The following is a 25251-nucleotide window of genomic DNA, read 5'->3' as shown; positions in this document are numbered from 1 at the left end:
CCACCGCAACAAAATGCACTGAGTTGCGTTTCATTAATTGGCTGTGTTTACGATATTAATGATTACAGAGAACTGTTGAAATTGAAGTAAACTTGGAAAAAGTGAGGTTATTCATGTGCTTTTAAAACAACTTTCATCAATGCTAACAACCGCCCGTGTCATTGGCGAACCAAATACAGAATGTCAAAACCTACAGACAGATTCTCGCCAGGTACAACCGGGAGATCTGTTTATCTGTCTTCCAGGACATACGGTTGACGGACATAACTATGCTGAGAAGGCTGTAAACGCTGGGGCTGTCGCTCTGGTTGTGGAACGAGAGCTGGATCTGCCTGTTCCGCAGTTGCTGGTAAAAGACAGCCGTTTCGCCATGGCTGTACTGGCAGATTCCTTTTTTGACTCGCCAAGCCGCAAGATGAATATGATTGGTGTAACGGGAACCAACGGAAAAACAACGACTACCTATTTAATTGAAAAAATCATGAGTGACTTTGGTCAAAAAACAGGATTAATCGGGACCATTCAAATGCGCTATGACGGGCGCACATACCCGATGTCAGGTACTACACCGGAAGCACTTGATCTACAGCGCAGTCTGAATGATATGGTTCAAGCAGGCACGGACTGTTGTGTTATGGAAGTTTCATCCCACGCTTTGGAGCAAGGTCGGGTGAAGGGGACGGAATTCCGCACGGCTGTATTTACCAATTTGACGCAGGATCATCTGGATTACCATCATTCCATGGAAGAATATCGTGGAGCGAAAGGACTGTTCTTTGCACGGTTGGGTAACGGATATACCGAGGATGCTTCCAAGCGCAAATTTGCAGTAATCAACGCAGATGATCCCGCTGCAGCTTACTTTATATCTGTAACGGCAGCTGAAGTCATTACATACGGCATGGAGGAAAATGCGGATGTACACGCATCCCAGATTTCAATTACCTCGCAGGGGACTTCTTTCCATGTAGACACATTCAGAGGCAGCACTGATATTCGTTTACGGATGGTAGGCAAATTCAATGTGTATAACGCAATGGCTGCCATCGCTGCTGCTCTGGTTGAAGACATTCCGCTGGAGGAGATCAAACGTAGTTTGGAAACGGTACCCGGCGTAGATGGACGTGTTGAGGCTGTTGACGAAGGACAGTCTTTTGCAGTCATTGTTGACTATGCTCATACCCCAGATGGCCTGGAGAACGTATTGCGGACGGTGAAGGAATTTGCTGAAGGCCGTGTGATCTGCGTATTTGGATGTGGTGGTGACCGAGATCGCACGAAGCGGCCTCTAATGGGCAAAATTGCTGCGAAGTATAGCGATATCGTATTTGTTACTTCCGACAATCCGCGGACAGAAGATCCCGATCTGATTCTCAAGGATATTGAACAGGGCTTGATTGAAGATGCCATTCAACCTGACCGTTATACGATGATTGTGGATCGGCGCCAGGCGATTCATGAAGCTATTGAAATGGCAAGCCCTGCCGATGTAGTATTGATTGCGGGCAAGGGGCATGAGACCTATCAAATCATCGGCACAACCAAGACGGACTTTGATGATCGGATCATAGCGAAAGAAGCGATAAGGGGCAAATCCAATTGATAAAAAGAACATTGGCACAATTGGCCGAGATGTGTGGAGGAACACTAACTGACATTGCTGCTTATGGTGATGTTGGTGTTGAAGGTGTATTTACAGATTCGCGTAAGCCCGTTCAAGGCAGTCTCTTTATCCCGCTTGTTGGCGAAAGGTTTGACGGACATGAATTTGTGCAAACCTGTGTAGAGAAGGGCGCTGCCGGAACTTTATGGCAAAAGGATCATGGAGCTGCACCTCAAGGTGCTGTGATTATTGTGGAGGATACCCTGGTTGCATTGCAGGAGCTTGCGTCCTCCTATTTAAAAGAAAACAAGGCCTCCGTTGTAGGTATTACAGGCAGCAATGGTAAAACAACAACAAAGGACATTGTGGATGCCATTCTGTCTACCACGTTCAAAGTGCATAAGACCCAAGGCAATTTCAATAATCATATTGGTTTGCCGCTTACCGTACTTAGCATGGAACCAGACACTGAGATCGTAATTCTGGAGATGGGCATGAGCGGCCGAGGAGAGATTGAAGAATTATCTTTAATTGCCCAGCCGGATGTCGCAATCATCACGAATATTGGTGAATCCCATCTACTTCAACTGGGATCTCGATTGGAGATTGCTCGGGCAAAAGTTGAAATTGCTGCTGGCATGAAACCAGGTGGATTGCTGATATACAACGGCGACGAACCGTTGATTGAGCAGGTTCTGGCGGAGCCAGCGACTAAGCTGCCTGAAGGACTTCAACGGTATACATTTGGCTTGCAGACGGATAACGATGATTATCCTACTGGAATTATGAATGCACAGAGTGGGGTTGCGTTTACAACCAAGCAGTTTGGAGAGGATGCTCTTACACTGCCATTATTGGGGACACATAATGTGGTCAACTGTCTTGCTGCATTAGCGGTTGCCCGTCATTTTGGAGTGGCTGCTGAACAGATTGTAGCAGGACTGTCACGTCTGAAATTAACCGGCATGCGCATCGAGATTATTAACGGGGTCAGTGGTTTGACCATGCTCAATGATGCTTACAACGCTAGTCCAACCTCCATGAAAGCCGCTGTGGATGTGCTGGAGGGCCTTAAGGGGTATCGGATCAAAGTTGCCGTGCTCGGTGATATGCTAGAACTGGGGCCTCAGGAGCATGAGCTCCATCGGGGAATCGGTGAATATATTACACCCGACAAAATGAATATGGTGCTGGCTTATGGCCCTTTATCTGCGAGTATCGCAGAAGGAGCAAGACAAAACATGCCAGCAGAAGCCGTACACACTTTTGAGAGCAAGGAAGAATTGACCCGATATCTACTGGAGAATCTCCAATCCAGAGATGTTGTCTTGTTTAAGGCCTCCCGAGGCATGAAGCTTGAGGATGTGGTCGAAGCGCTAAAAATAGCTCCATTACAGAATAGAGTAGACTAGAGGGGTGAACCCATGGATTTTCAGGTATTACTGTTAACAATCGGTGTTTCATTTATTTTGGCGGTGATTGCTGCACCGCTCTTGATTCCATTGCTGCGTCGAATGAAGTTCGGACAGCAGGTTCGGGAAGATGGGCCACAGAGCCATCTGAAAAAAAGCGGAACACCTACAATGGGCGGAGTAGTTATTTTACTCGCGTTCACATTGGCCTTTTTGAAATTTTCAGCGGTCAAAAATACGGACTTTTACGTCCTGCTGGTGGCTACACTCGGCTTCGGTCTGATTGGTTTCCTGGATGACTACATCAAGATTGTATTCAAACGTTCACTGGGGCTGACGGCTAGACAAAAGATGATTGGTCAGTTGTTTTTCAGTGCAGTGATGTGCTATTTGCTTATCCAAAATGGACACAGCACAGCCATATCGATTCCAGGTACATCAGTCTCCTTTGACTGGACGGGATGGTTCTACTATCCGTTTGTGGTATTCATGATGCTTGCCATCACGAATGCAGTTAACTTTACCGATGGTCTGGACGGCTTGCTGTCCGGCGTGAGCGCCATCGCATTTGGGGCATTTGCCATTGTGGCGATGCAGGCAACATCCATGCCAGCAGCGGTATGTGCGGCGGCGATGATTGGTGCGGTACTTGGATTCCTGGTATACAACGCACACCCGGCCAAAGTGTTTATGGGAGATACAGGCTCACTCGGAATTGGTGGTGCGATTGGTGCCGTCGCCATTGTGACGAAGACAGAACTTCTTTTTGTCATCATTGGCGGTATTTTCGTCATCGAAATCCTGTCCGTTATCATTCAAGTAGTATCTTTCAAAACTCGTGGCAAACGCGTATTCAAAATGAGCCCGATTCATCATCACTTTGAACTGAGTGGCTGGTCGGAATGGCGAGTTGTCATTACTTTTTGGGCGGTAGGTGCCGTTTTGGCCGCTCTCGGACTTTATCTCAACAAGGGGTTGTAAACAATGAATCATCCTGAATCATATCGTGGACAACAAGTGGTCGTGCTTGGACTGGCCAAAAGCGGCGTGCAGGTCGCCAAAGTACTGGATCGTGCCGGCGCAATCGTTACAGTTAATGATAAAAAAGAGAGAGAACAGTGTCCCGAAGCATCCGAATTGGAGGCTTTGGGAATTTCTGTTGTATGCGGGGGACATCCGGACGATCTGATTCATAGTGATGTGAAGCTTGTAGTCAAAAATCCGGGCATTCCTTATCAGGCACCTCCTGTGCAACAGGCACTTGCCTTAGGCATAGAAGTGGTGACTGAGGTGGAGGTAGCTTACCATCTATGCGCTGCGCCTATGATCGGGATCACGGGCTCTAACGGGAAAACAACCACAACAACGTGGGTAGGCAACATGTTGGAGCTTGCCGGTTTGAAACCAATCGTTGCCGGTAATATTGGAACGCCATTGTGTGAGGCGGCAGAGCAGGCTTCTGCGGATAACTGGATGGTGGTGGAGCTTAGCAGTTTCCAACTGAAAGGCACATCCGATTTCCGTCCACGCATTGCAAGTTTGCTAAACGTGGCGGAGACTCATTTGGATTACCATGGGGACATGGATGATTATGTGGCTTCCAAAGCCAAATTGTTCTCCAACCAGCAACCGGAGGATGTAGCTATCCTGAACTGGGATGACCCGGTATGTCGCGGACTGGTTCCTTATATTAAAGCAAGACTGCTCCCATTCTCGCTGACAGAGAAGCTTGAAGCAGGGGTATATGCCGATCCTCCATACGTGGATGGGGAAGAGGATGATGTGAAGCGCCAGGTAATCTATGCAGACGGTGAGGGCAACCATCATGTCATTATTGATGTGGAAGACATCGGAATACCAGGACGATTTAATGTGGGAAATGCCTTGGCAGCAGTAGCTATTGCTGTATCCGCTGGAGCCGATCCATCTGTGCTTGCTGCGCCTCTGGCTGACTTCAAGGGGGTTGAACACCGTCTTGAATATGTACTTGAACATAATGGAGCGGGCTATTACAACAATTCCAAAGCGACCAACTCCAAAGCAACCGTAATGGCGCTGAACTCCTTCAAGGAACCGGTCGTGCTCATTGCCGGAGGACTGGATCGTGGTTCAGACATGATGGAATTGCTGCCATTATTCCAGGAGCGCGTGAAAGCTGTGGTTGCTCTTGGAGAGACACGAGAGAAAATTGCCAAGGTCGCGGAACTGGCGGGATTAAAGCAAATTAAGGTCGTCGATAATGAGGAGGACGCTGCTCGGACGTTAACCGCTGCCGTGCAGGAAGCTTCACAGTTTGCAGCTCCAGGTGATGTGGTCTTGTTATCACCGGCGTGTGCAAGCTGGGACATGTTTCCTTCCTATGAAGAGCGGGGACGCATTTTTAAAGAGGCGGCGCATAACTTGTAAGTAGGGGGGTGGAAAGCCCCTACTTCCATGCAAGGGGTGGCCTCCTGATGAAACAGACGCGACCGGCGCCGGATTTCTGGCTCCTAATTTGTATTCTGGCATTGCTTGCCATCGGCATTATTATGGTATACAGTGCGGGCTCGGTGCTTGCTTTTCATGACTACGGTGATTCATTTTACTTTGTCAAAAGACAGCTGCTGTTCGCCGGACTTGGACTTGCTGCCATGTTTGTTACGGCAAATGTGGACTACCGGGTCTGGAGAAAGTATGCAAAGCCTATACTGATTGCCTGTTTTATAATGCTGATTGCGGTGCTGATTCCTGGCATCGGAGTGGTTCGGGGAGGGGCACGAAGCTGGTTGGGCATTGGCTCGTTCGGCATACAACCTTCAGAATTCATGAAACTGGGTATGATCCTGTTTCTCGCTCACTGGTTAAGCAAGGAACCTGGCAAAATCAAAACGTTCACGACGGGGCTTCTGCCACCGCTCGGCTTGATTGGTTTGGCCTTTGGTATTATTATGCTTCAGCCCGATTTGGGGACAGGCACCGTGATGATGGGTGCATCGATGCTGATTATTTTCACAGCAGGAGCACGGATGAAACATCTATCACTGCTTGCCCTCGGCGGTATAGCAGGGTTTGCCGGACTGATTGCGGCAGCTCCCTACAGATTGCAGCGAATAACGGCTTTTTTGGACCCGTGGTCTGATCCACTTGGTGCCGGATATCAGATTATTCAATCTTTATATGCGATCGGCCCTGGAGGACTTGCGGGCTTGGGGCTGGGTATGAGTCGACAAAAATACAGCTACGTACCCGAGCCACAAACGGATTTTATTTTTTCCATTTTGGCAGAAGAGCTAGGCTTCATTGGTGGAATGATTGTATTATTGCTGTTTCTGGTCCTGGTGTGGAGAGGGATGCGCGTAGCGATGACGGTACCGGATGCTTTTGGCAGCCTTCTGGGTGTAGGCATTGTGGGTATGGTGGCTGTGCAGGTCATTATCAACATTGGTGTCGTGATCGGGCTTATGCCGGTTACGGGGATTACGCTCCCGCTCATCAGCTATGGCGGTTCATCTCTGACCTTGATGTTGACAGCGCTAGGCATATTATTGAACTTATCCCGTTATGCGAGGTGAATGTACGATGCGAGTCGTTCTAAGCGGCGGCGGTACCGGTGGGCATATCTATCCGGCCGTTGCTATAGCAAGGCAATGTGAGGCGGAGAATCCCGACTCGACATTTTTATATATCGGTGGTACCCGTGGACTGGAAAGTAAACTGGTGCCACAAGAGAATATTCCGTTTCAATCGATTGACATTACAGGTTTTCGCCGGAAATTGTCCTTTGACAACGTGAAGACTGTGATGAGATTTCTGCAAGGTGTTCGCAAAGCCAAGAAAATGCTCAAGGAATTCAAACCCGATGTTGTCATCGGTACGGGGGGCTATGTGTGTGGGCCTGTCGTATATGCAGCAGCCAAACTTGGTATTCCAAGTGTCATTCATGAACAGAATGCCATTCCCGGGTTAACTAACAAGTTCCTTACCCGGTATGTGGACACGGTAGCTGTTAGTTTTGAGGGTTCGGAGAAAGCATTCTCTGGAGCCAAAAGGGTTGTGTATACCGGCAATCCAAGGGCTACAACGGTAGCTCAAGCTAGCCGTGATCGTGGTTTTGCGACACTGGGTGTACCGATGGACAGCCGAGTTGTTCTTGTGGTTGGTGGTAGCCGTGGTGCGAAAGCAATCAATAAAGCCATGGTGGATATGGCACCGATGCTGGCCAAGCTTGAAGATGTGCACGTGGTCTACGTGACTGGTGATTCTTATTTTGATGAAACGCGTGAAGCGATTCGCAGTTCCCTTGGAACGATGCCAAATCATCTGCATGTGCTGCCCTACGTACACAACATGCCTGAGGTTCTTGCATGCACGTCGCTGATTGTAAATCGTGCTGGGGCATCATTCCTTGCCGAGATTACATCTCTGGGTATTCCATCCATTCTGATTCCGTCACCTAACGTGACGAATAATCATCAGGAGGCGAATGCTCGTACACTTGAGGGCGGTGGTGCATCGCTTACGATGCTGGAGAAGGATCTGACAGGCCAGGCGCTATATAAAGCGATTGCTGGAATTATGAATGACGAAGCGGCGCGCAAAAGGATGGCGGAAGCCTCCAGGGAACTGGGGAAACCTGATGCAGCCGAGGTGCTTGTGAGCGAGATTCGGCGTCTTGCTGCAGGGCGTTAAAGTGCGTTTTGGGCGATTGTCACACACACGGCGGGACTGACATAAGATACCCTATAAATCGTGACAATCGTTCCATGGCGCCGCAACACGGCTTGCAGCAACGAAAACTGCCGTGCTCATCGGTTTTGAAGTAAAGGAGGATGTTAATATGCAGCAGTGGATATCGTTACTATCCCAGAACAATGTCGGCAAAGTTCTTGAAAACGAGCCGCTAGCCAAATACACCACATGGAAGATCGGCGGTCCTGCAGATGCGCTGGTCATACCGGAAAACAAGGAGCAGATGATCAATCTCATTCAATTGCTGCACAAGCATCAGATCCCATGGATGCAGCTTGGACGGGGTTCAAACATGTTGGTGTCTGACAAGGGAATACGCGGAGTTGTCGTGAAACCGGGAGAAGGCTTTGATTATGCCGAATTTCACGAGGGCGGGGTAACTGCCGGAGCGGCACATTCCTTTGTTAAACTCAGTGTTGTTGCTGCAAAGAAAGAGTGGACCGGTTTGGAATTTGGTAGCGGCATCCCCGGAACGGTCGGCGGAGCCGTATATATGAATGCTGGTGCCCATGGATCGGATGTGTCACGGATATTTCAATCCGCTGAGATTGTACTGGAGACAGGGGAATTGGTACGTTACAGCAAGGAGGACATGGAATTTGCCTATCGCCACTCTGTTCTTCATGACCGGAGAGGTATCGTGCTGGAGGCTACATTTGCACTCCAGCAGGGAGAACGCAAAGTCATTTCGGAATCGATGGCCGCTTATAAAGACCGTAGACGCCGTACACAGCCACTGCAGATGGCGTGTGCTGGCAGCGTGTTCCGGAATCCACCTGGTGATCATGCCGCCCGCCTGATTGAAGCAGCGGGGCTAAAGGGTATGACTCAAGGAGGCGCACAGGTATCCACCATGCATGCCAATTTCATTGTCAATACAGGCCAAGCAACAGCAGAGGACGTTATCACCCTAATGCAGCAGATTCAGAACACTATATCATCTCAAAACGGTATTAACCTGGTACCGGAAGTCTTCGTAGTGGGTGAACGGTAAACCCCGGAGGTGATACATTGGACAAATTGGTGATTGAAGGCGGGAAACCCCTCTCAGGATCCATACGCATCCATGGAGCAAAAAATGCCGCTTTACCGATTATGGCCGCAAGTTTGTTGGCAGACGGAGAAGTTACGCTGCACAACGTTCCACACTTGCTGGACATTGAAGTGATGCTGTATATCCTGGAACGACTTGGATGCACGTGTCGGCATGAACAGGGAACAGTGACGATAGATACATCGTCCATCCGGTCATATGATGTGCCTGAGGATCTCATGAAGCAGATGCGTTCTTCCATTTTTTTAATGGGACCATTACTGGCTAAGTTTGGGCAAGTATCCGTGTACCAGCCAGGTGGCTGTGCCATTGGGGAACGTAAAATTGATCTTCACCTTCGGGGCCTTGAGACGCTCGGAGCTTCGATTGAAGAGCTGGATCAGCAGATCATATGCCGCGGGCGCAAGCTGGTGGGTACAGACATTCATCTGGATTTCCCCAGTGTAGGAGCCACAGAAAATATTATGATGGCTGCTGTTACGGCTGAGGGTACAACAACGATATTTAATGCAGCCAGAGAACCTGAGATACAGGATTTGCAACATTTTCTGAATGCAATGGGTGCACGGATTATCGGTGCTGGAACGGATACGATCACCATTAATGGTGTGGAGAAACTCAAGCCTTGTTCTTACGAAATTATACCTGATCGGATCGTTGCAGGAACGGTGATGATTGCAGCCGCAGCAACGAGAGGGAATGTAACGCTTACACACTGCAATCCGGCTCATCTTACTTCCCTTATACATGTGTTGAAGCGTACTGGTGTTCAAATCACAGTCTGCAATGATATAATGACGGTGAGCTGTATGAGCCGTCCCAAATCAGTAGACCGCATTGTGACTTCTCCGTATCCTTCATTTCCAACAGACCTGCAGTCGCAAATTATGGTGCTGCTCAGTCTGGCAGACGGTTTCAGTGTGATGAAGGAAACGGTATTCGAGGGTCGGTTCAAACATGTGGATGAGCTGAATGTCATGGGAGCCGATATTTCGGTAGACATGAATGCAGCATTTATCCGTGGCGTTCCCCGTTTGTACGGGGCTACAGTGGAAGCAACCGATCTGCGTGCAGGTGCAGCACTAGTCATTGCTGGCCTTGCTGCCCAGGGAAAAACGGTTGTGGAGCAGGTACATCATATTGATAGAGGGTACGATCGTATCGAGAAGCTCTTTCAGAGTCTTGGAGCTTCGGTTGAGCGACAGTCCCCCGTTTCGAAGCAGCTGGATTTTGCCAATTAACGTCCTTTGAGTCCCCTTCTTAAGGGAAGGGGGCCGGAGGCTTTGTGGAGCGCGACCTATGCCTAAAAGTCAAATTCCGGTTCTGAAGAAGAATCGGCCCAAACGAAACACAAGCCGTAAAATCGTATTTATTCTTTTACTTCTTTTTATTGTATTACTTGCTGTACTTTTTTTTCGTTCTTCGATGAGTCGGATTTCGGCAATTGAGATTACGGGTAATGTATACACAACAACTTCGGAACTGCTGGAGAAAAGCGGTCTGAAGGAGGGCGAACAGTTTTTTGGGACAACCTCTGCTGATGTGATTGAGCGACTGAAAACGATCAAGGCTATATCAACCGTAACTGTGGATAAACAATTTCCGGGTACTATTCTTATCAAGGTGCAGGAATATCCAACGGTTGCGTATGAACTTGGTTCTGACGGTACGCTAAAAGCCATACTGGCAAGCGGGACAAGCTTAACGGTTCCTGCCACCATTGGCGTTGCGGTTGAGAAACCGATTTTGACCCAGTGGAAGGCGGACGATCCGCTCAAGGCCAAGCTGAGTGAAGCGTTGGCCAAGATCCCGAATGAACTAACGACGGATATTTCAGAGATTATTCCGAATCCTACACCTTCATTCCCGGATCAGATTCGGATGTATACCAAGTCACAGTTTGAAGTGATTACAACTGTTTCTCTATTGTCCGATAAGGTAGAGTATCTCAACCAGGTCATTGAGACGGAACGGCCAGGGAAAATCACGATGCTAGAGGCTGATACGTACGTGCCTTTCATTCCGGATAACCCGGAAGAAGATGCTGAACCAGGAGCAACTCCCTGATTTCCGCCTTTATTCGGTAGAGAAGTATTCAAAACCAGGCGGGATCGGGGTTTAGCCCCTTTTATCCAATGAAAGTTGTTCTTTCTGAGACGAAGAAAAAATGATACACTTGAACTTATGGCACTTGAGTTGCCTCCTTCTTTTTTCTTCAAGGTTTTATGTCTCGCAACCAGATCTTGGCACCCAAAAAAATTGTAGAAAAAAGAGGGAAAGCCTAAAGTGTGTTGAATATATTTTAAGAGTGTTTAAACCCGAACGTATTTTACTATTTGGAGTCAGGAGGTGCCACAGACTTGAGCAACAATGACATCATTGTTAGTTTGGACATCGGTACATCCAAAATTCGCGCTATTATTGGGGAAATGAATAATGGAACCTTTAATATTATTGGAGTTGGATCTGCCGACTCGGAGGGAATTCGCAAAGGTGTAATCGTAGATATCGATCAGACGGTGCAATCGATCCGTAATGCAGTGGATCATGCAGAACGTATGGTAGGTATTCAAATATCCGAAGTATATGTTGGAATCTCGGGAAATCATATCGGACTGATGAGCAGTCACGGCGTCGTGGCAGTGTCTAACGAGGATCGTGAAATCGGAGAAGAAGACATGGAGCGGGTGTTGAAAGCAGCCGAAGTGATTGCGGTTCCACCGGAACGGGAAATTATTGATGTTGTAGCCAAGCAGTATGTTGTAGATGGCTTGGAGGGCATACAGGACCCCCGTGGTATGATTGGTGTTCGTCTGGAAGTAGAGGCGACCATCATTACGGGTGCAAAAACCGCAATACATAATCTTTTGCGCTGCGTGGAAAAAGCGGGTCTGAAAGTAAGTGATTTGGTACTCATGTCACTTGGAGCAGGTCAGCTGGCATTGTCCAAGGATGAAAAAACGATGGGTTCCGTGCTTGTTGATATCGGAGCAGGGGCTACAACCATCGCCATCTTCGAAGAAGACAGTCTCGTTGCAACTTCAACGCTACCTATTGGTGGGGAGTTTGTAACGAATGATATTGCCTATGGTCTGCGCACATTAACAGATCAAGCCGAAAAGGTAAAATTGAAATATGGCTGCGCATGGCTGGATGATGCTGCTGCGGATGTCATGTTCAAAGTAACACGGATCGGCAGCAACGTAGACAAGGAATTCTCTCAAGAGGATCTGGCGGCTATTATCGAACCGAGGGTTCAAGAAATATTCCAGATGATTTCTCAAGAAGTGAAGCGTCTTGGTTACAATGATCTTCCTGGAGGTTATATACTAACGGGAGGTACGGTCTCTATGCCGGGTGTTCTGCAGGTAGCTCAGCATGAGCTTGCTGCTTCGGTACGAGTTGCGGTGCCGGATTATATCGGTGTGCGTGACCCTGGCTTCACGAGCGGAGTCGGCATTTTGCACAGTGTAATCCGCAGTTTGCGTATTCGTCCCTCGATCAACAACGGCGGTGGAAATAACAACAACAATAATAACAACAAAAAACCGACCAACCGTCCTAAGCCTAATGCGGCCCAGGAATCGGAGCAAAAACCAGGTCTGTTCGAACGGCTGAAAAATATGTTCAGCGAATTTATATAACAGGTTGAATCCATTTCATACAATTCTTGAAGCCGTTTGAATGCGCTGGTTATAAAATAAACGCTTTCGTTCGTCGATATATGAAATTGATTCGGTTCAATCAAAAATTGGACGGGCCATCCATGCACATTGAGGGGGAGATGGAATAATATGTTGGAATTTGATTTCGAGATGGAGAGCTTGGCTCAAATTAAAGTCATCGGTGTAGGCGGCGGCGGAAGCAATGCAGTCAACCGTATGATCGAAAACGGTGTACAAGGTGTAGAATTTATTACGGTAAATACGGACGCTCAGGCGTTGCACCTCGCGAAATCCGAGCATAAATTGCAAATCGGTGATAAATTAACCCGTGGTCTTGGCGCTGGCGCCAACCCGGATGTAGGTAAAAAAGCAGCGGAAGAATCCCGCGACTTGATCATGAACACCTTGAAAGGTGCAGACATGGTATTTGTTACAGCGGGTATGGGCGGCGGTACGGGTACAGGTGCGGCTCCGGTTATTGCCGAAATCGCCAAAGAGTGCGGCGCACTTACCGTGGGTGTTGTAACACGCCCGTTCACATTTGAAGGACGTAAACGTTCCAGCCATGCAGAGCAAGGTATTGAAGCTCTCAAGGAAAAAGTGGACACGCTGATCGTCATTCCAAATGATCGTTTGCTTGAGATTGTAGACAAAAAGACCCCAATGCTTGAAGCGTTTCGTCAAGCAGATAATGTATTGCGTCAAGCGGTACAAGGTATCTCTGACTTGATCGCTGTACCGGGTCTGATCAACCTTGACTTTGCAGACGTCAAAACGATCATGCACGAGCGTGGATCTGCGCTGATGGGTATCGGTGAATCGACTGGCGAGAACCGTGCAGCTGAAGCAGCTCGTAAAGCCATCATGAGTCCTTTGCTGGAAACGTCCATCGAAGGTGCACGTGGTGTCATCATGAACATTACGGGTGGCATTAACCTGTCCCTGTATGAAGTCAATGAAGCAGCTGAGATTGTTACTTCAGCTTCCGATCCGGAAGTGAACATGATCTTTGGTGCCATCATTGATGAGGATCTGAAAGAGGAGATCAAGGTTACAGTTATCGCGACCGGATTTGAGGACAAGCCTGCTTCGCCTCCACCTGGACGCAAACCTGCTCCAGCAAGTGAGCCTGCGGATAACCGTTCGCCGAACCTGCGTCCTTTCGGAAATCAGCCGAGCAATGATCAGCTGGATATTCCGACATTTTTGCGCAATCGTTCACGCAATAATAACAACGATTAATACTCCAATAGATTTCAATGAAGACCCGGTACTCCTGATAGGAGTAACCGGGTCTTTTTGTTTTTTTATTATCCTATCACATCGTATTGAACAAATTCTGAACAACGGGTCTGAGCAATTCCGACAAAAAAAGTTGGAACGATCCCCCCATGATTAGACAGACTTTGAAAAGTGAGCTCCTTATACTTGTGAATATGCTCATGAATATCGGGATAACGTTATTTCGATATGCTGCGCGCAGGCAGGTGAAGAATGTGGTTGTATATGTGGATCTTATTTTTTTGACGAACCTGTGTATTGACGGTGCACTCATCGGACTGACGGCCTGGATGCGCAAAACGAAGCTGGTCTGGTGGCGATGGTTGCTGTCCGCGATCGTGGGTGCGCTGTACGTGGTCATGATGTTTGTACCGGAGTTTGATTTTATGTTCACCTTTTTGATCAAGTTTGGATTGTCTCTGGTGATGCTGAGTATTGCATTTGGGTTTAAGGGTCTTCAGGCATTTATGAGAACCTTGGGTACCTTCTATGTAATCAATTTTGTCGCCGCAGGGGGAATTCTGGGTGTGCACTACATGCTGCAAAGCTCTGGGGAATTGTTCAACGGCATTTGGTTTACGGCATCAGGTGGAATGTCTTTTGATTTGAAAATTGCCTTTTGGTTCACGTTTGTCGTCTTTTTTGCCGTGCTTTTTCTATTCAAAGCCGTGCAGAGCACGAAACGAAAAACAGACCGAATGACAACGTACTTGGGTAAAGTGGAGGTTTTTATTGATGATGTGACTATTTCTTGTACAGGCCTTCTGGATACAGGAAATCAACTCACAGACCCTCTTTCACGTATGCCCGTCATGGTAATGGAGGTATCGTTATGGCAAGACATGCTGCCTGCTGCATGGAAGGGCAGGTTGAAGGATGAGGCGCCGGACAACCTTATCATGGAGCTCGATCAGGAGGATTTCCACTGGCAGAATCGTTTAAGACTTGTACCCTACCGAGGCATTAACAAAGGAACTGCGTTTATGCTGGCGATGAAGCCAGACCGGGTGAAGGTAACGATGGATGAGATGTGTTATGAGACGACAAAGGTATTAATAGGGTTGGACGGGGGCGTACTGTCATCCGATGGAAAATACCAGGCCGTGATTCACCCTGAGCTTGTGCAAGACGCTGCTTCTGCGCAGTCTACGGCTATCTCTGCGGGAGCAACAGAAAAGCCGCTGAATGTGGTATAGGAGGAACGTACATGCTTGTAAAATGGAAACTGGTGGCGCAGTTGCAGTACTATCGTTTATTATTTCTGCTTGGTTTGAAAAGTGAAGAGATTTATTATATCGGAGGCAGTGAGGCGCTACCGCCCCCATTAACACGTGAAGAAGAAGAATTTTTGTTGCAAAAGTTGTCTTCAGGGGATTCCGCGATCCGTGCCATGCTGATTGAACGGAACCTGCGACTGGTGGTATACATCGCACGCAAATTCGAAAATACAGGTATCAATATCGAGGATTTGGTCTCCATCGGTGCGATCGGGTTGATTAAAGCCGTTAATACATTTGACCCGGAAAAGAAAATTAAACTGGCAACCTATGCTTCCCGTTGTATCGAAAATGAAATTTTGATGTACCTGAGACGTAACAGTAAAATTCGTACAGAAGTTTCTTTTGATGAACCACTCAATATTGATTGGGATGGAAATGAACTATTATTATCCGATGTACTCGGTACAGAGAACGATACAATCTATCGGAATATCGAAGAACAGGTAGACCGGAAGCTTTTGCATAAAGCATTGGAAAAATTAACCGAGCGTGAGCGAATGATTATGGAGCTTCGTTTTGGCTTGACGGATGGTGAGGAAAAGACACAAAAAGATGTCGCCGATTTGCTTGGAATCTCCCAATCCTATATCTCTCGTCTCGAAAAAAGAATCATTAAAAGACTCCGAAAGGAGTTCAACAAGATGGTCTGAACAGGAGCATTTTTCATAATGGGTATTAATGGCAAGGATGCCAAGTGCGAATAAAATAGCCTGCCCCGGAGATAATGTACATTAATGTTTCTCCTTGGGAGGTAAGTCACGATGACCCGAAACAAAGTCGAGATTTGTGGCGTGGACACCGCAAAATTGCCTGTCCTCACCAACATAGAAATGCGGGAATTGTTTCATTCCCTACAGCAACACCATGATCGCTCAGCAAGAGAGAAATTAGTGAATGGCAACCTGCGCCTGGTGCTCAGTGTCATTCAGCGCTTTAACAATCGGGGAGAGTTTGTCGATGATCTGTTCCAGGTTGGATGTATCGGCCTGATGAAAGCCATTGATAATTTTGATTTATCCCAGAATGTCAAATTTTCAACCTACGCGGTGCCGATGATTATCGGTGAAATCCGTCGATACCTGCGCGATAATAACCCAATTCGGGTATCTCGCTCCTTGCGGGACATTGCTTATAAAGCACTTCAGGTGCGTGACAGCCTGACGAATAAAAATTCCCGTGAACCGACGATATTTGAAATTTCTGAGGTACTGAATGTGCCGAAGGAAGATGTGGTTTTTGCATTGGATGCCATTCAGGACCCGGTTTCGCTCTTCGAACCGATCTATCATGATGGTGGAGATCCGATCTATGTGATGGATCAGATCAGCGATGACAAAAACAAGGATGTGTCCTGGATTGAGGAAATTGCATTGCGTGAAGCGATGCACCGTCTCGGTCAAAGGGAGAAAATGATTCTGTCGATGCGGTTTTTCGAAGGGAAAACCCAGATGGAAGTGGCTGATGAAATTGGCATTTCCCAGGCGCAGGTATCCCGTCTGGAGAAATCAGCGATACAACAAATGCAGAAACATGTGAAGTCGTAACAAGGGGTAAGCAAGGAGACGATCAAAGGGAAGAAATATCCCTTTGATCGTCTTTTTGCTTTTTGGATTTCGACATCAGAGGGATTTGGAATTGTTCCATTGCCTTTCCTTCGAAAAAGAGGACATTTTTCGCGTATGAAACATATATTGTATAGAAGCGGAGAACGGGCAGAAGCGGATTAATCGGGGGGCGGGACCAAATGAAAGTGAACACAGGTGAACCGGTCGGTAGCGGGATGAAAATTTCGGATTTTCAAACCAAAGATGTTATTAACATTACGGATGGCAAACGTCTGGGTCAGATTAGCGATTTGGAGCTGGATCTGAAGCAGGGACGAATTGAAGCAATTGTTGTGCCAGGTTACAGCCGTTTTATGGGGCTATTCGGCGGGGGAACGGATCTAATCATCCCTTGGAGAAACATTGTGAAGATCGGTTCGGATGTGATTTTGGTTAAAATGGATGAAATGAAGGAAAATAACTACGATGAGCGTGACCGTGAAGCCCGCTTGTATGACGAGCAGAACGGCCGGGTGGACCGGGTGGAACGTATTGAACGGTTGAATCGGAACCAGCGTCGAACGATATAACCGAGACAGAACGGGGTTCATTTGGTACACTGGAAGTTGTGAGGTGAGAAGATGGAACCGTTTATTTTGGATAAGGAAATACGGTCGGGAAGCCAGAACTCAAATTGGGGTCCTGACCCGTTGTTATTATATGTGGAGCCGTGGAAATTGCAGTTTAAGCATATGAAAGCCGGTTTTACGACAAGGCAGGGTGGTGTTGGAAGCACACCTTACGCCAGTCTAAACTGTGCCTATCATGTGGGTGATGATCCGGCTAACGTGCTGAGTAATCGCAAACTTGTGGCTGAAAAGCTGGGTTTCCCTTTGGAATCCTGGACTTGTGGAGAACAGGTACATGGTAAACATGTCGCTGTAATCACGGCTGAAGAGCGGGGTAAGGGTTTGCTGGATCGACAGTCTGCATTACAGGATACGGATGGTTTGGTCACCAATGTGCCTGGTGTGCTGCTGACTTCCTTTTATGCAGATTGTGTACCCCTTTATTTCTATGACCCCGTACAACAAGCGGTGGGGCTTGCTCATGCCGGATGGAAAGGTACTGTTGCCGGTATAGCCGAATCGATGGTCGAAAAGATGGAGCAGGAATACGGAAGTCGCAGACAGGATATCCATGCTGCAATAGGTCCCTCCATTGGGGATTGCTGTTATGAAGTGGATGAAGCGGTTATGCAGCATGTACGGGTTTGGTTGGACCACTCCTCGGGTAATGATGAATACAAGAACTCTGCATCTAATCAAGTATATCGGCCTGCCACAAATGGCAAAACGATGTTAAACTTGAAAGAATGCAATCGACACATTATGATGAAAGCAGGAATATTGCCGGATCATATCGAATGTACAACTTGGTGTACAAGCTGCAATCCCGAGCTATTTTTCTCGTATCGTAAAGAAAATGGCATTACCGGGAGAATGGCGAGCTGGATTGGGCTGGAAGAGAGGTGACCCTCTGTGTCATTGGAGGAGCGTATACAACTGGTAAATCAGAAGATCGAAGCCGCGTGTCAGCGCAGTGGCCGTCAACGTGAAGATGTGAATGTGATTGCTGTCACGAAATACGTCTCACTTGAAACAACGGGAGCTGTGCTGGACCACGGTCTTGAGCATATTGGCGAAAACCGCTGGCAGGATGCACAAGCAAAATGGGAAGCATTCGGTCAGCAGGGAACCTGGCATTTTATCGGTCATTTACAGACGAATAAGGTGAAGGACGTCATCGGTAAATTCCGTTACATACATTCACTGGATCGTTTGTCCCTGGCCAAGGAGTTGGATAAAAAGGCGGCGTCTCTTGGCATCCAGGTGGAAACACTATTGCAGGTGAATATTTCGGGTGAAGAAAGCAAGTATGGCTTGCAGCCTGAACAGGCGAGTTCCTTTTTGCGTGAAATCAGTTCGTTCAACAACCTGAAGGTCATCGGCCTGATGACCATGGCACCCCATGAGGAAGATCCGGAGCTTACACGTCCCGTATTTCGCGGACTGCGTGAGCTTAGAGACCATTTGAATGGACAAGCTTTGACAGCGGAGCCATTGACCGAGTTGTCGATGGGCATGTCCAATGATTTTGAAGTGGCGATTGAAGAAGGGGCAACCTGGGTTCGGCTTGGATCGATTCTCGTAGGAAAAGAGGAGGGTTCGCAATGGGCGTAATGAATAAGTTTATGAATTTCCTCGGGCTTCAGGAAGAGGAAGAGATTGTGGAACGTGAGCGTATGGCGGCACAAGAGGAACATGATCCTGATCAGCAGGAAGCTGAAACCTCAAGTCTAGACAAACGTAGAAACCAAAGGGGTAATAATGTGGTGAGCATTCATTCCCAGAAAAATGTTAAAGTCGTCCTTTATGAACCGCGTTCTTATGACGAAGCACAAGAGATTGCTGACCATCTGCGCTCCCATCGTACAGTTGTAGTTAACCTGCAGCGGGTGCGTCAGGATCAAGCACTTCGCGTCATTGATTTCTTGAGTGGCACAGTGTATGCACTGGGAGGCGGTATTTCAAAAATTGGCGGCAACATTTTTCTCTGTACGCCAGATACGGTTGAAATTCAAGGATCAATTACGGAAATACTGGCTGACAGCGAGCAAGATTATAACAGAATGAGGTGAGCCACTTTTGTATCAGATTGAAAGCGTGTTGTACACGTTATACCAGATTTACTTTTACATGGTCATTGTCTACATATTGATGTCATGGCTTCCCAACGCACGGGAGAGTTTCATCGGTGAATGGCTAGGTAAGTTTGTGGAACCATATTTAAGACCTTTCCGCCGATTTATTCCGCCTTTGTTCGGTGTGTTGGATATTTCACCGATTGTGGCGTTGATCGTTCTTCAACTCGCGCTTAATGGGCTGATCTCCATCCTCCGATACTTTGTATATTAAGGTAGGGTGAACATAGATGAGCGGTGAAATTTACGAGCATTTTAGTCATGACGAGCGGGATTTTGTGGATAAAGCTTCAGACTGGGTTGAACGTGCAGGTAAGTATCATGACATGAAGCTAACTGACTTTCTTGATCCCAGACAGGCCTTTATTTTACAAACGCTTGTGAACCGTCGAGATGATGTACAGATTCGTCTGGATGGTGGTTATGAAACAGCTGAACGTAAGCGTGCGCTGATTGCACCGGATTATCGATATCTGGACGATGAAGATATGGGTATGCAGGTCATGAGCATTACGTCTGACGATCAGAAAATCAAAGAGCTGGAGCATGGGGACTATATGGGTGCCCTGCTCGGGCTTGGCATGAAACGTGGCAAGATCGGTGATATTCAAGTGCTGGAGGACGGGTGCCATACTGTGGTGGCGTCGGAAACCGGCGCTTTTTTATCGCTTCAACTGAATCAGGTGCACCGGGTACATGTGTTTACGGAGTTGTTGGCACTGGATCAGCTGAAATGGTCCGAGAGCAAACTGGAGACGATGGACATTACCGTAGCTTCCCTGCGTTTGGATGGCATCTGTGCAGATGTGTATCGGCTTAGTCGCAGTAAAGTTCTCGTTCCGATCAAGGCCGGCCGCTGTCGTGTGAATTGGAAAGTGGAGGAAGATCCGTCCAAAGCGCTGAAAGCGGGAGATGTGGTATCCATTCAAGGATTTGGTCGATTCAAGGTGATGGAACAGGATGGGTTGACCAAAAAGGGACGCTGCCGCGTAAAAATCGGCAAATTTGCCTAAGAGTGTTGCAGGAAAACCCGCTTTCTTGTCGAAATGTTTAAGGTAAAGGTGCAAAAAACATTCGGTGTTTCCGATATACATTAAAGTGCAAAGGTTGATATGACCGCCAAAGGATCAGAGTCTGATCCTGCATTCCGTGTTAGTGCCAGGATTAGGCATCACATATACGGCCCCTTGGGTGGAACCCATATGCTGCAAACCTTCTCAGTCCGGGAAGGAACTTTTACAGGAGGTGGACAGCATGCCATTAACGCCGCTGGACATACACAACAAGGAATTTTCCCGACGTTTGCGCGGGTATGACGAGGATGAGGTCAATGAATTCCTGGATCAAGTCATCAAAGATTACGAAGGCGTCATTCGCGAAAACAAAGAGCTGAGCAATCAGTTGCTGTCCGTTCAGGAGAAGCTTGATCATTTTGCAACGATTGAAGAGACGCTGAGCAAAACGATCATCATTGCGCAGGAAGCTGCGGATGATGTGAAGAACAATGCGAAAAAAGAAGCACAGTTGATCGTGAAGGAAGCCGAGAAAAATGCGGACCGGATCGTAAACGAATCTTTGTCTAAATCACGCAAAATTGCTTTGGAAGTCGAAGAGCTGAAAAAGCAGGCGTCTATCTATCGTGCCCGTTTCCGTACACTTGTGGAAGCACAGCTTGAATTGTTGACTCAGGATGGTTGGGAAGCGCTGGAGAGCCGGGAGCAGGAAGTCCGTGACCGTGAGCGGGAAATGAAGGAAATTTATTAGTCTATCCGCCTGGTTGACTTTTGCCTGTAAAGAGGCTATAACTATATTCATAATGAATAGTGATTCCATGACGGGTTCAGTACGTTATGATCTCATCCCTCAGAGAGTTGGCGTTTGGTGCAAGCCAATGGATGAGTTATAGCCGAATATCTCCCCGGAGAAGTGACGCTGAAGCGGTGAAGGATTGGCCGTGTGTAAGCGAAACCGTGAGCCGAACGTTATATCGGCACCCTGCTGTAGTTATGCGGGGCATAAGCGCTGTTGATGACAGAGCATACCCAATTTATATTGGATGTGGTTTGTGATGAACAGAATTAGGGTGGTAACGCGAGCACAACCTCGTCCCTTTCCAGGGATGAGGTTTTTTTGTGTCCAAAAAAAGTAGCGAACGCCCATGAGGCCCGAAGGTGCCTCAGGGAGAGAGCCAGCCCGCCAGAGGAGCGAAGCGTCCGGCACTGGGGTTCGCTAAGGCGAACGCCCATGAGGCCCGAAGGTGCCTCAGGGAGAGAGCCAACCGCCGGAGGAGCGAAGTGTCCGGCACTGGGGTTCGCTAAGGTGAACGCCCATGAGGCCCGAAGGTGCCTCAAGGAGAGAGCCAGCCTGCCGGAGGAGCGAAGCGTCCGGCAACTCCCTTCTCGCGGTAAGGCCCTGCGGCGTTCCCGAAGGGGACAGCCGCATGAGGGCCGACTCCAACATACACACCCTCGCCAACGCCACCGCAGTTCCCGCCCAAGACAACCCTTTCCGGGTGTCCAGAGGGCGGAGCGCCTATGGGGTCCCCCTTGGTAAGGGGGATTTAGGGGGATTGAAACGCTTTTTGTGGACGGTCCGCAACTATATCTCGAAAGGAAGATTATCATGCAACGAGTTGACGTCAAAGAGAAAGCACGTGCCAGAGAACTACGTGTGTTAAACAAATGGAAAACCGAGAATACATTCAAAAGATCCATCGAAAACCGCGAAGGTAAGCCGAACTTCGTATTTTACGAGGGGCCGCCTACAGCCAACGGTAAACCGCATATCGGTCACGTATTGGGACGGGTAATCAAGGATTTTGTGGGACGTTATAACACGATGAAGGGTTACCGCGTCGTTCGTAAAGCAGGCTGGGATACACATGGTCTGCCTGTAGAACTGGGTGTTCAGAAAAAGCTGGGCATCTCCCACAAGTGGGAAATCGAAGATTATGGTGTGGAGAAATTCATTAACGAATGTAAAGCGAGCGTGTTCGAATACGAACAACAATGGCGCGATCTGACCGAAGGTATCGGCTACTGGACCGACATGAATAATCCGTATATCACACTCGACAACAATTACATCGAAAGTGTGTGGAACATTCTGGCGACGATTCATGAAAAAGGTCTGCTGTATCGCGGTCACCGCGTGAGTCCTTACTGTCCGTCTTGTCAGACTACACTTAGCTCCCATGAGGTAGCGCAAGGGTATAAAGACGTGAAAGACCTCAGTGCTACAGCCAAATTCAAGCTGAATGACAGCGGCGAATTCGTGCTTGCCTGGACAACGACCCCTTGGACATTGCCTTCACACGTTGCGCTTGCCGTGAACCCGGATATGGACTACTCCCGTGTTCGTCAGGACAACGAAGTGTACATCATGGCGACTAATCTTGTTGAGAAAGTCATGAAGGATGCCAAAGGTGAATATGAAGTCATCGGTGCCCTGAAAGGTTCTGACCTGGTTGGCAAAACGTATGATCCTCCGTTTAACTACGTACAGGCTGAGAAAGCAAACATCATCCTGGGTGCAGGTTTTGTAACCGATGCAAGTGGTACAGGGATTGTACACATGGCACCAGCACATGGTGAAGATGACTATCGTGTATGTCGTGAGCATGGCATCAGCTTTGTGAACATGGTGGACCTGGAAGGTAAGTTTGTGCCACAGGTAACTGATTTTGCCGGACGTTTTGTTAAGGATTGCGATATTGATATCGTAAGATACTTGTCTGAAAAAGGACGTTTGTTCAGCAAAGAAAAATATGAGCATAGCTATCCGTTCTGCTGGCGTTGTGATACACCACTTCTGTACTATGCAATGGACAGCTGGTTTATCCAAACAACAGCAATCAAGGATCAGTTGATCGCCAATAACAGTGAAGTAGACTGGTACCCAGGCCACGTCCGTGATGGGCGATTCGGGAAGTTCCTAGAAGATCTCGTAGACTGGAATATCAGCCGTGACCGTTACTGGGGAACGCCACTGAACATCTGGGTGTGCGAAGAGACAGGTGAACAATTCGCTCCGCATAGCATCGCTGAACTGCGTGCTCGTGCCATTGGCGACGTGCCTGAGAATCTGGAGCTGCATAAGCCGTATGTAGATGACGTCAAAGTCATGAGCTCTTGTGGCAAATATGAAATGAAACGTACACCGGAAGTGATCGATGTCTGGTTCGACAGCGGCTCCATGCCGTTTGCCCAGCAGCACTATCCATTTGAAAATAAAGAAATATTCGAACAGCAATATCCGGCAGACATGATCTGTGAAGGAATTGATCAGACACGTGGCTGGTTCTACAGCTTGCTGGCCGTATCTACACTTTTGACAGGCAAAGCACCTTACAAAGCAGTTATGGCAACAGGCCACGTTCTCGATGAGAACGGACAAAAGATGTCCAAATCCAAAGGCAACGTTATCGATCCTTGGGAAGTTATCGAAGAATACGGTACAGATGCATTCCGCTGGGCTTTGCTGTCTGACAGCGCACCGTGGAACAGCAAACGTTTCTCCAAAGGCATCGTGGGCGAAGCGAAATCCAAAATGGTGGATACGCTGGTCAACACCCATGCATTCCTGACGCTGTATGCTACAATTGATGGATTTGATCCACAGGAGCATCCGTTTAAATTGTCATCACACAACCTGGACCGCTGGATTTTGTCAAGACTGAACAGCCTGATTCTCGTTGTAGAAAAAGCGCTGGCTGTTAATGACTATCTGAACTCTTCCAAAGCCATTGAAGCATTTGTAGATGAACTCAGTAACTGGTACATTCGTCGTTCCCGTGACCGTTTCTGGGGCAGCGGATTGACAGAAGACAAACTGGACGCTTACCGTACCCTTACCGAAGTGCTGGTGACTACAGCCAAGCTCGTCGCTCCATTCACACCAATGCTTGCAGAAGATATCTATCTGAACCTGACTACTGGTGAGAGTGTGCATATGGATGATTATCCGGTTGCCAATGAAACGCTGATTGACTTGGATCTGGAGCAGGATATGGAGACAGCACGCCGAATCGTTGAACTTGCCCGTAACGTCCGTAACGAAACAGGTATCAAGACACGTCAACCGTTGTCTGAACTGATCGTTTCCCTGGATAAAGGCTTCGATCTGGCAAGTTATGAAGAGATCATCAAGGATGAGATCAATGTCAAAACTATTCGTACCGAGCATGATGATGCGGATTTCGTTGATTTCACTTTGAAATTGAACCTGAAAGTAGCGGGTAAAAAATACGGTAAAAACGTAGGGTTCCTGCAGAATTTCTTCAAGGGAATGTCAGCAGATGAGACGCGTAAAGTCGTGGCAGAAGATGTTCTGAACATCGTTTCTCCTGAAGGCGAAGAGCTGCAAGTGACGGGTGAAGAACTGCTGGTTGAGAAACAAGCCAAATCCGGTTTTGCCTCGGCATCCGGCTATGGTCTGACAGTAGCTCTCAATACGGAGATCACAGCAGAACTCGAACAGGAAGGCTGGGTCCGTGAAGTCATTCGTGCAGTTCAAGACACACGGAAGAAGCTGGATCTGCCGATTGAGAAAAGAGTACGTTTGACGCTGGATGTAGACTCTGCTTTACAAGAAGCGATTCAGGCTTTTGATCATGTGCTGCGTGAGAATGTGCTCGTTACCGAAGTTACCTTCGGAACGAATGATTCGATGCAACGCATTGAAGCCGGAGGCAAAGCCATCGGTGTTTATATCGAGGGGTAATACAGTAATTCTCACGTAAGGCGTTCCTGGAGAAAGGATTGCTTTGTCAGACTTTAACGGGGACAGAGTAACTCTATTTCAAATAGGACAGTATATAGAGACAGACATGCCAACGAGCCTCAGATGCAGGAGATCAATCCTGTATCCTGGCTCGTTTGGTTTTTCAGCAAATGGGCAATGATTTCTATTGTGCAGACAT

Annotated in this window: 23 protein-coding genes and 1 other annotated feature; of the genes, 22 read left to right on the top strand and 1 reads right to left on the bottom strand. The window is 47.9% G+C overall.

Annotation, left to right across the window (positions count from 1 at the left end; genetic code table 11):
• Positions 1 to 115: 115 nt before the first annotated feature.
• From BUA17_RS17805 to BUA17_RS17705, 21 genes are all read left to right on the top strand, one after another.
• Complete coding sequence (locus BUA17_RS17805) at positions 116 to 1603, top strand: UDP-N-acetylmuramoyl-L-alanyl-D-glutamate--2,6-diaminopimelate ligase (protein WP_072734484.1); 1488 nt, start codon at positions 116 to 118, stop codon at positions 1601 to 1603.
• Positions 1603 to 3015 (top strand): UDP-N-acetylmuramoyl-tripeptide--D-alanyl-D-alanine ligase, encoded by a 1413-nt coding sequence (murF, locus tag BUA17_RS17800; protein WP_072734780.1) that lies wholly within the window; start codon positions 1603 to 1605, stop codon positions 3013 to 3015. The genes BUA17_RS17805 and murF overlap by 1 nt, the downstream gene beginning before the upstream one ends.
• 12 nt (positions 3016 to 3027) lie before the next feature.
• The gene (gene mraY, locus BUA17_RS17795) at positions 3028 to 3996 is read left to right on the top strand and encodes a phospho-N-acetylmuramoyl-pentapeptide-transferase (protein WP_064636441.1); all 969 of its coding nucleotides are present in this window, start codon (positions 3028 to 3030) and stop codon (positions 3994 to 3996) included.
• Positions 3997 to 3999: 3 nt separating this feature from the next.
• Complete coding sequence (murD, locus tag BUA17_RS17790; protein WP_072734483.1) at positions 4000 to 5421, top strand: UDP-N-acetylmuramoyl-L-alanine--D-glutamate ligase; 1422 nt, start codon at positions 4000 to 4002, stop codon at positions 5419 to 5421.
• A gap of 47 nt (positions 5422 to 5468) precedes the next feature.
• The gene (gene spoVE, locus BUA17_RS17785; RefSeq protein WP_063566986.1) at positions 5469 to 6566 is read left to right on the top strand and encodes a stage V sporulation protein E; all 1098 of its coding nucleotides are present in this window, start codon (positions 5469 to 5471) and stop codon (positions 6564 to 6566) included.
• Positions 6567 to 6573: 7 nt separating this feature from the next.
• Positions 6574 to 7683, top strand: a complete 1110-nt coding sequence (gene murG, locus BUA17_RS17780; RefSeq protein WP_063566985.1) for an undecaprenyldiphospho-muramoylpentapeptide beta-N-acetylglucosaminyltransferase — start codon at positions 6574 to 6576, stop codon at positions 7681 to 7683.
• Between the two features lie 148 nt (positions 7684 to 7831).
• Complete coding sequence (gene murB, locus BUA17_RS17775; protein ID WP_063566984.1) at positions 7832 to 8737, top strand: UDP-N-acetylmuramate dehydrogenase; 906 nt, start codon at positions 7832 to 7834, stop codon at positions 8735 to 8737.
• 17 nt (positions 8738 to 8754) lie between these two features.
• Positions 8755 to 10038, top strand: a complete 1284-nt coding sequence (gene murA, locus BUA17_RS17770; protein ID WP_063566983.1) for a UDP-N-acetylglucosamine 1-carboxyvinyltransferase — start codon at positions 8755 to 8757, stop codon at positions 10036 to 10038.
• A 58-nt stretch (positions 10039 to 10096) separates the two neighbouring features.
• A complete protein-coding gene (locus tag BUA17_RS17765; RefSeq protein WP_063566982.1) occupies positions 10097 to 10864 on the top strand; it encodes a cell division protein FtsQ/DivIB in 768 nt (255 codons plus the stop codon).
• A 293-nt stretch (positions 10865 to 11157) separates the two neighbouring features.
• Entirely contained in the window at positions 11158 to 12441 is a 1284-nt protein-coding gene (gene ftsA / locus BUA17_RS17760) for a cell division protein FtsA (protein ID WP_063566981.1), read from the top strand.
• Positions 12442 to 12591: 150 nt separating this feature from the next.
• The gene (gene ftsZ, locus BUA17_RS17755) at positions 12592 to 13704 is read left to right on the top strand and encodes a cell division protein FtsZ (RefSeq protein WP_063566980.1); all 1113 of its coding nucleotides are present in this window, start codon (positions 12592 to 12594) and stop codon (positions 13702 to 13704) included.
• A gap of 254 nt (positions 13705 to 13958) precedes the next feature.
• Positions 13959 to 14939 carry a sigma-E processing peptidase SpoIIGA gene (gene spoIIGA, locus BUA17_RS17750; RefSeq protein ID WP_072734779.1) on the top strand — a complete coding sequence of 327 codons (981 nt, stop codon included), beginning with the start codon at positions 13959 to 13961 and terminating at the stop codon, positions 14937 to 14939.
• Positions 14940 to 14950: 11 nt separating this feature from the next.
• Positions 14951 to 15673: an RNA polymerase sporulation sigma factor SigE gene (sigE, locus tag BUA17_RS17745; protein WP_017687308.1), complete on the top strand. Its 723-nt coding sequence runs from the start codon at positions 14951 to 14953 to the stop codon at positions 15671 to 15673.
• A 111-nt stretch (positions 15674 to 15784) separates the two neighbouring features.
• Complete coding sequence (gene sigG, locus BUA17_RS17740; protein WP_063566979.1) at positions 15785 to 16567, top strand: RNA polymerase sporulation sigma factor SigG; 783 nt, start codon at positions 15785 to 15787, stop codon at positions 16565 to 16567.
• A gap of 236 nt (positions 16568 to 16803) precedes the next feature.
• Positions 16804 to 17157 carry a YlmC/YmxH family sporulation protein gene (locus tag BUA17_RS17735; protein ID WP_063567037.1) on the top strand — a complete coding sequence of 118 codons (354 nt, stop codon included), beginning with the start codon at positions 16804 to 16806 and terminating at the stop codon, positions 17155 to 17157.
• Positions 17158 to 17208: 51 nt separating this feature from the next.
• On the top strand, positions 17209 to 18102 hold the full coding sequence (pgeF, locus tag BUA17_RS17730) for a peptidoglycan editing factor PgeF (RefSeq protein WP_072734482.1): 894 nt from the start codon (positions 17209 to 17211) through the stop codon (positions 18100 to 18102).
• A gap of 6 nt (positions 18103 to 18108) precedes the next feature.
• Complete coding sequence (locus tag BUA17_RS17725) at positions 18109 to 18810, top strand: YggS family pyridoxal phosphate-dependent enzyme (RefSeq protein ID WP_072734481.1); 702 nt, start codon at positions 18109 to 18111, stop codon at positions 18808 to 18810.
• Complete coding sequence (locus BUA17_RS17720; protein WP_063566976.1) at positions 18801 to 19268, top strand: cell division protein SepF; 468 nt, start codon at positions 18801 to 18803, stop codon at positions 19266 to 19268. Before BUA17_RS17725 ends, BUA17_RS17720 begins: the two co-directional genes overlap by 10 nt.
• 16 nt (positions 19269 to 19284) lie before the next feature.
• The gene (locus BUA17_RS17715) at positions 19285 to 19545 is read left to right on the top strand and encodes a YggT family protein (protein WP_090810047.1); all 261 of its coding nucleotides are present in this window, start codon (positions 19285 to 19287) and stop codon (positions 19543 to 19545) included.
• Positions 19546 to 19561: 16 nt separating this feature from the next.
• Entirely contained in the window at positions 19562 to 20344 is a 783-nt protein-coding gene (locus BUA17_RS17710; RefSeq protein ID WP_063566975.1) for a YlmH family RNA-binding protein, read from the top strand.
• Positions 20345 to 20585: 241 nt separating this feature from the next.
• The gene (locus tag BUA17_RS17705; RefSeq protein ID WP_063566974.1) at positions 20586 to 21095 is read left to right on the top strand and encodes a DivIVA domain-containing protein; all 510 of its coding nucleotides are present in this window, start codon (positions 20586 to 20588) and stop codon (positions 21093 to 21095) included.
• A 58-nt stretch (positions 21096 to 21153) separates the two neighbouring features.
• Positions 21154 to 21445, top strand: a binding site (T-box leader).
• A gap of 233 nt (positions 21446 to 21678) precedes the next feature.
• Here BUA17_RS17705 and BUA17_RS31260 read toward each other — a convergent pair.
• Positions 21679 to 21828 (bottom strand): hypothetical protein, encoded by a 150-nt coding sequence (locus BUA17_RS31260; protein WP_170867881.1) that lies wholly within the window; start codon positions 21826 to 21828, stop codon positions 21679 to 21681.
• A gap of 125 nt (positions 21829 to 21953) precedes the next feature.
• On the opposite strand from BUA17_RS31260, the gene ileS reads away from it, so the two are divergent.
• The gene (gene ileS / locus BUA17_RS17700; RefSeq protein WP_072734480.1) at positions 21954 to 25052 is read left to right on the top strand and encodes an isoleucine--tRNA ligase; all 3099 of its coding nucleotides are present in this window, start codon (positions 21954 to 21956) and stop codon (positions 25050 to 25052) included.
• Positions 25053 to 25251 lie beyond the last annotated feature (199 nt).

The organism is Paenibacillus sp. ov031 (assembly GCF_900143165.1).
GTDB lineage: Bacteria > Bacillota > Bacilli > Paenibacillales > Paenibacillaceae > Paenibacillus > Paenibacillus marchantiae.
This window is presented reverse-complemented; position numbering and strand designations above follow the sequence as displayed.